The 6,289-nt window shown below is 73.2% G+C and carries 5 protein-coding genes and 2 pseudogenes; 3 read left to right on the top strand and 4 right to left on the bottom strand.

The features are described 5' to 3' along the window. The 3 genes and pseudogenes from BFF77_RS29795 to BFF77_RS29785 all read right to left on the bottom strand — a co-directional run. A pseudogene (locus BFF77_RS29795) lies at positions 1–568 on the bottom strand (hypothetical protein); the annotation flags it as partial. 10 nt (positions 569–578) lie between these two features. Then, entirely contained in the window at positions 579–1,874 is a 1,296-nt protein-coding gene (locus tag BFF77_RS29790; RefSeq protein ID WP_079125613.1) for an acyltransferase family protein, read from the bottom strand. After that, positions 1,867–2,916, bottom strand: a complete 1,050-nt coding sequence (locus BFF77_RS29785) for an alpha/beta hydrolase (protein ID WP_066956135.1) — start codon at positions 2,914–2,916, stop codon at positions 1,867–1,869. The genes BFF77_RS29790 and BFF77_RS29785 overlap by 8 nt, the downstream gene beginning before the upstream one ends. 337 nt (positions 2,917–3,253) lie before the next feature. Between BFF77_RS29785 and BFF77_RS29780 the strand changes: the two genes are divergently transcribed. Then, on the top strand, positions 3,254–4,213 hold the full coding sequence (locus BFF77_RS29780) for an SDR family NAD(P)-dependent oxidoreductase (RefSeq protein ID WP_066956132.1): 960 nt from the start codon (positions 3,254–3,256) through the stop codon (positions 4,211–4,213). A gap of 79 nt (positions 4,214–4,292) precedes the next feature. Here BFF77_RS29780 and BFF77_RS29775 read toward each other — a convergent pair whose 3' ends face one another. Next, complete coding sequence (locus tag BFF77_RS29775) at positions 4,293–4,883, bottom strand: helix-turn-helix domain-containing protein (RefSeq protein WP_066956130.1); 591 nt, start codon at positions 4,881–4,883, stop codon at positions 4,293–4,295. Positions 4,884–5,158: 275 nt separating this feature from the next. On the opposite strand from BFF77_RS29775, the pseudogene BFF77_RS33830 reads away from it, so the two are divergent. Together BFF77_RS33830 and BFF77_RS29765 are read left to right on the top strand one after the other, a co-directional pair. Next, positions 5,159–5,381, top strand: a pseudogene (locus BFF77_RS33830) (FAD-binding protein); the annotation flags it as partial. Positions 5,382–5,502: 121 nt separating this feature from the next. Then, complete coding sequence (locus BFF77_RS29765) at positions 5,503–6,228, top strand: class I SAM-dependent methyltransferase (protein WP_079125612.1); 726 nt, start codon at positions 5,503–5,505, stop codon at positions 6,226–6,228. Positions 6,229–6,289 lie beyond the last annotated feature (61 nt).

Genomic DNA, 6,289 nt, shown 5'->3' with positions numbered 1-6,289 from the left:
GGATCGCGGTCACCACGCCCGTGCTCCGGAGCTCGGGCGCGAGGGCGCCGCAGAGCATCACCGCCAGCACACTGATCACCAGCACCTCGGCGGCGATCCGGGGGCGGGCCCGCAGCGCGACCAGGAAGACGGTCAGGGCCTGGACGACGAATCCGCCGGCGGTCCAGGACAGCGAGGTGCCGACGACGGGCCGCGCGAGCGAGGCGACCACGACCATGGTGATCGTCGAGGCCCACCAGGCCAGCACCGGCAGGAACGGGGCGGTGACCAGCGACGCCGACTGGATCACGGCGAGCAGAACGGCGACGGGCACACCGATCCGGTAGTCGAAGGCGTACTGATTCGTGTTGAGCACGAACAGGAGCGGCGCGAGCACCACGAGCGGCGACACGAGCGCGGGCCGCCATTCCAGCCAGCGGGACCGCCCCACGCGCGGTGGCGCAACCGCGGCCGTCGTCCACAGGTCAGCGCGCAGCGCGCTCGCCGCCGCCCGCGTGGTGTCGGCCGGCCGCGCCCGGTCGTACCACCTCTTCAGGCCCTTCACAGAAGTCCGCGCGGGATTCGTCACGCGATTGAGCCTAAGCACGCCCTGCCCCCGTCCGCGGGGCGGGACGCCCCTCGCTCATGACCTGACCGCTCACGACCTGACCACTCTTGCCCTGACCGCTCACGCCCCGGCCGCTCATGACCTGGCCACTCGTCTCCCGGGGCCGGTGGCTCCGCCTCGGTTCGGGCGTCCGCCGCCGATCCTGCTCGTACGTACGGAACGCCGCCCAGCACACCAGCAGCGCCATCGCGAACACCGGCAGCCAGCCGAGCCGGGCGAGCACCCAGCCGGCTCCGTCCGGCACGGTGTGCAGACCGGGCAGGGTGCCGCCCGCCCACAGACCGAGGGCGGTGACCGCGATCATCGCGGTCTGGTGCCAGAGGAACACCGTCATCGCGGACAGATTCAACAGCGCCACCGCCGCCCAGGCCACCGGCCGTACCAGCCACCGGCGCAGCGGTCCGAGCAGCAGGAGGGCCGCCCCGCACTGGGCCAGACCGAAGGTGACGGCCGCCAGGGTCGGCGGGTCGAGATTGGAGATCGCGGCGCCCGGCACACCGACCATGGACGCCGGGTAGCCGGCGAAAAGGATCAGTACGGCGGTGGCGGCGCCGCCGCCGATCAGCAGCGTCCAGCCCGTCGTCCGTCCCGGCACACCGCGCCGCGCCCAGAGCGCGCCGAGGCAGTACGGCACGAGCCAGCCGGCCGCCACATTGAGCCATCCCAGCCGGTCCAGCCCGCCGAGCCACTCCGGACCACCGGCGCCGCCGGAGCCCGCCGGGCCGAACCGGAACAGGTCCACGTAGAGCACGACGGCGAGCGGCCACAGCGGATGCAGTCGCGCGACCAGCGGCGTCGCCGCGGTCAGCGCCGCGAAGACCAGCAGAAACCAGAGCGGCGAGAGAATCAGCCGGTAGAGGGTCCGTACGGTCTCGAAGCCGACGCCCGAGGCCAGCATCACGCCCGTGGCCACCGCCCACACCGCCATCACGGCGGCGACCGGCCTGAACAGCCGTACCATCCGGGTGCCGAGCCACTCCCCGTACGTCGTGCCCCGGGCGCGGGCCGACGCGCAACTCTTCACGGCCATCTGGCCGCCGACCAGGAAGAAGACCGCGAGCGTCTGGAACACCCAGGATATCGGGGCCAGTTGGGGCATGTACCGGAGCGGGCTGCTGCCGTGCACGGTGCCGCTGTCGGCGACCAGGGAGGTCACCAGCCAGTGCCCGAGCACCACACCGAGGATGGCGAAGGCCCGCAGCGCGTCGACGGCGCGGTCGCGGCCGGGCGGGGTGGCGGAGTCGATCCGCAGGACGAGGTCACGCACGACGGCCGCCCTCGGAGGGGAGTCGGCCGACGGGCCCGGAAGGGACAGGGCCGGTGGGAGTCTCCCCCGAGACGATCCTGGCGAGGTTCCGCAGCGACAGGGACCCGGGCCTCAGATAGTCGCTGTGCCCGCCCGCTCCCGCGTCGAAGATCCGGGCGCCGAACTCCTCCGCCAGCGGATCCGGCCCGAACCCCAGGGTGAAGAAAGGCAGTTGGAGCCGCGCGTGCGGTATGCCGGCGATCCAGTCGTCGGCGCCGCGGCCCGCCCAGACGGTGGCCGTGGTCCGCAGGTCGCCGACACTGTCGACGCCGGTGCCGGGGCTGCCGTACAGAACGATCCCGTCCGTCCGCAGGCCCGGGGCGGCCAGCGCGCACACCACGGAACCGTAGGAGTGACAGAGCAGCGTGGTCCGGGCGGTGGGCCTGGCGGCACGCAACTCGCCCAGGAAGCCGCGGAGCCGGGGCACCGCGTCATGAGCGCGTCCCGGCGTCAGCGCCTCGGGGCTCACCGTGCCGGGCGTCCTGTAGCCGAGCCAGGCGACGACGGCGGCTCCGTCGCCCAGCTCCCGCCGCAGCGCCATGGCTCCGGCGCGGAAGCGCCCGTACCGGTCCAACCCGGTGTCCGAGCCCGGCACCAGTACGGCGATCCGCCCGGCGTCCGCCAGATCCCCGAAGACCTCGGCGGTGCGTCCGCCGTCGCGGCCGTCGAAGGAGAGGAAGTGGCGTCCCGCCTCCGCCATGGCGTGCAGCGCGGCGGCCCGTCTCCGGTCGCCGTGACGGGCGGCCGTCCGTTCGGCCGCGCGGACGCCGGCGCGGTTGGCGGCGTACCGCGCGTCGAGCGCGGCGCGGAGGACGGCGGGTGCCGCCGCCGTCAGCGGGGCGAGCGGGACCGGCGCCGGCGCCGGAACGTCCGCCGGACGGGCCGCACCCGACACCGGAACCGCCACCGACGCGGTGACGAGGGCGGCTAGCAGGGCGCGGCGTGGGCGGCCGCCGAGGAGGCGGTGGCCGCGCGAGCGGCTCCTGCGCGGGCGTGGCGCCATGGGTGGTCCTTCCGTGCCGGATGTCTTTCGTGCTTCCGGTAGGGAAGGTACGGAGCGCGCCCCGTGGTCGGCGTCCCGCCGGGGAGCTCATCTCACGTGTAGCTCCGAGGTACTACGGGGGCTCCGAAGTACTACGGGGGCCGCTCCGGGGGCCACTGCGGCGGACTGCCGCGGGGCTGCCCCGGCGGCTGCGCGAAAGGGGGTCTGCCGGACCCCCGGCAGAGCCGGGCCCCTCTGGCACCCCGGCAAGGGCACCCGGCCGGTGTTGGCTGGAGGGGTACTTCCCCGGAACACCGTGGGAGGTACTCCCCGGAACACCGCGCAGGAAGGCCATCCCATGACGGAGCCGACACTCGTCACCACTCCCTTCGACGCCCGGTCCACCGCCGCCGAAGTGGTGGCCGGCATCGATCTCGCCGGCCGCCGTGCCGTCGTGACCGGCGCGGCCTCCGGTATCGGTGTCGAAACCGCACGGGCGCTCGCCGGCGCGGGCGCGGAGGTCACCCTGGCGGTACGGAACACCGCGGCCGGCGAGGAGGTCGCCGAGGACATCAGGGCGAGCACCGGCGACGCGAAGGTCCATGTCGCGGCGCTCGATCTCGGCGACCAGGGCTCCGTCGAGTCGTTCGTCGCCGCGTGGGACGGCCCGCTCCACATCCTCGTCAACAACGCGGGAGTGATGACGCCTCCCGAGACCCGGACACCGGAGGGCTGGGAGCTCCAGTTCGCCACCAACCACCTCGGCCACTTCGCGCTCACCACCGGACTGCGCCCCGCGCTGGCGGCGGCCGGCCGGGCCCGTGTCGTGGCGCTCAGCTCGGTGGGACATCTCGGAAGCCCGGTGGACTTCGACGACATCGACTTCGTCTCGCGCCCGTACGATCCCGGGACCGCCTACGCCCAGTCCAAGACGGCCAACGTCCTCTTCGCGGTCGAGGCGAACCGGCGCTGGGCCGGCGACGGCATCACCGTCAACGCGGTGCATCCCGGGGCCATCCTGTCGAACCTGACGCGGCACATGGACAAGGAGCAGCTCGCCGGTGTGATCGCGAGCGGCGCGTATGTCTTCAAGACGCCCGAGCAGGGGGCGGCCACATCCGTGCTGGTCGCGACCTCGCCACAGCTCGAAGGCGTGGGCGGCCGGTACTTCGAGGACTGCGGCGAGGCCCGCCGCCATGTCCCGGACGGCCCGCGCGAAGGGGTCGCGGACCACGCGCTCGACGCCGGTGCGGCCACCCGCCTGTGGCAGGTGTCGCTCGACAGGATCGCCGAGTCGAAGCGCCTGCGGAGCGCGTGAGCGCGGTGTGACCTGACGCGCCGGCCCGGTGCGGCTCACCGGGCCCGTGCGGCTCACCGGCGCCCACGGCGCCCACGGCTCACCTGCCCTTGGGACGGGCGCGTACATGCATCCGTTCGCCCTGCTGTCCGAACAGGCTGAGGAACTCGACCGGTTCCGGGCCCGCGCAGGCGAAGACGTGGGGGGTACGGGTGTCGAACTCGGCGGCCTCACCCGCGGTGAGCACGAGATCGTGCTCACCCAGCAGCAGCCGCAGCCGGCCGGCCAGGACGTAGAGCCACTCGTATCCCTCGTGCACCCGCTGCTCCAGGTCCGAGCGGCCACCCGCCTGAGGAAGCAGGACCAGCTTGTACGCCTGGAGCCCGCCGAGATGGCGGGTCAGCGGTACGAAGGTCATGCCGTCACGGGTGAAGGGACGCGGGTGGACACGCGGATCGCCCGTCGGCGGCGCGTCCACCAGTTCGTCCAGGGGCACGCCGTACGCCTTCGCCAGCGGCAGCAGCAGTTCCAGGGTGGGCTTGCGCCGCCCGGACTCCAGGCGCGACAGCGTGCTGAGGGAGATCCCCGTCGACTCGCTGAGCTCGGCCAGTGTGGTGCCACGGTCCCGGCGCAGGGCCCGCAGACGCGGGCCCACGGCGGTCAGGACGGTGGAGAGGTCGTCGTCTGCCATTCCTCCATTTGCCGCCCCGGCAACAATATTTGTCAAACGGCGCACCCCGGGCGGAGTATCTCCGGTGGACGGAGGTACGTCACATGAGTCAACAAAAACGGCATACCGCCACGGGTGTCGCTCACGATGGTGAACGGCGTCAGGACGGCCGGACCGGTCAGGACGGCCAGGACGGCCAGGACGGTCAAGCCGAGCGGGACGAGCAGGAGCGCCGGAACCAGCAGGACAGCCGGAACCGGCGGGACCGGCGGGACGGCCGGGATCTCCGGGACGTCGTGGTCATCGGCGGCGGAGCGGCCGGGCTGAGCGGCGCGCTGACGCCGGCGCGGGCGCGCCGCTCGGTGCTGGTGATCGACGCGGGCCGGCCACGTGCTGGTGATCGACGCGGGCCGGCCACGCAACGCACCCGCGTCCCAGGTCCACACCTATCTGGGCCAGGAGGGGACCCCGCCCTCACGGCTGCTGGCCACCGGACGCGAGGAGGTGACCGGTTACGGCCGGCGCGGTCCATGAGCCGGAGCGGCATGGCCTCGCGCGGGCGGCACCCCTCCCCTGGAAACCGGCATGGCACACCGGCACGGCACACCCGCACAGCATCGACGAAAGAGGGACGACAGCGATGACCGAGCACCCTTCCGCGACCGACCACCATTGCGCCTCGCACCAGAGGCCCACGGCGCACGAGAAGCCCCACGAAAAGCCCCTCTCGCCCGAGGACTTCGCCTCGTTCGAGGAGTACTGGGACGACCGCTACGGCCAGAGCGACCGGATCTGGAGCGGGCGGCCCAACTCCGTCCTGGTACGCGAGACAACAGGCGCGACCCCGGGCCGGGCCCTTGACCTGGGATGCGGCGAGGGGGCCGACGCGGTCTGGCTCGCGCGGCAGGGATGGCGGGTCACCGGCACCGACGTCTCCGGTGTCGCCCTCGGCCGCGCGGCGGAACACGCGGAGGCGGAGGGTGTCGCCGACCGGATCGAGTGGCAGCGGCACGATCTCGCGGTCTCCTTCCCCGAGGGCGGTTTCGACCTTGTCTCGGCCCAATATCTGCACTCCTACGGCGACATGCCCCGCGAGAAGATCCTGCGGACCGCCGCGTCGGCCGTCGCACCCGGCGGAACACTGCTGATCGTCGGACACGGGGGATTCGCCCCCTGGGAGGAGAACCCCCACCCCGAGATCCACTTCCCCACGCCCGAGGAGGTCCTCGAATCCCTCGATCTGGCGGAGGGCGAGTGGGAGGTGCAGATCTGCGAGGAGCACGAGCGGCAGCAGAACGGACCCGACGGACGGCCGGGCCACCGTACGGACAACACCCTCAAGGTCAGGCGCCTGACGGGCCGCTGAGCCACGGGCGCGCGGGCCTGCGGAGTCCGCCCGGCACGAACCGGGCGGACTCCGCAGGCCC

It is taken from the genome of Streptomyces lushanensis (genome assembly GCF_001700515.1).
GTDB lineage: Bacteria > Actinomycetota > Actinomycetes > Streptomycetales > Streptomycetaceae > Streptomyces > Streptomyces lushanensis.
Note: the sequence above shows the minus strand (reverse complement) of the source record. Positions and strands in the feature narration are given on the sequence as shown.

Coding starts and splice junctions, on each gene's coding strand:
- BFF77_RS29780 (WP_066956132.1), top strand. CDS start 3,254: ATGACGGAGCCGACACTCGTCACCACTCCCTTCGACGCCCGGTCCACC.
- BFF77_RS29785 (WP_066956135.1), bottom strand. CDS start 2,916: ATGGCGCCACGCCCGCGCAGGAGCCGCTCGCGCGGCCACCGCCTCCTC.
- BFF77_RS29765 (WP_079125612.1), top strand. CDS start 5,503: ATGACCGAGCACCCTTCCGCGACCGACCACCATTGCGCCTCGCACCAG.
- BFF77_RS29775 (WP_066956130.1), bottom strand. CDS start 4,883: ATGGCAGACGACGACCTCTCCACCGTCCTGACCGCCGTGGGCCCGCGT.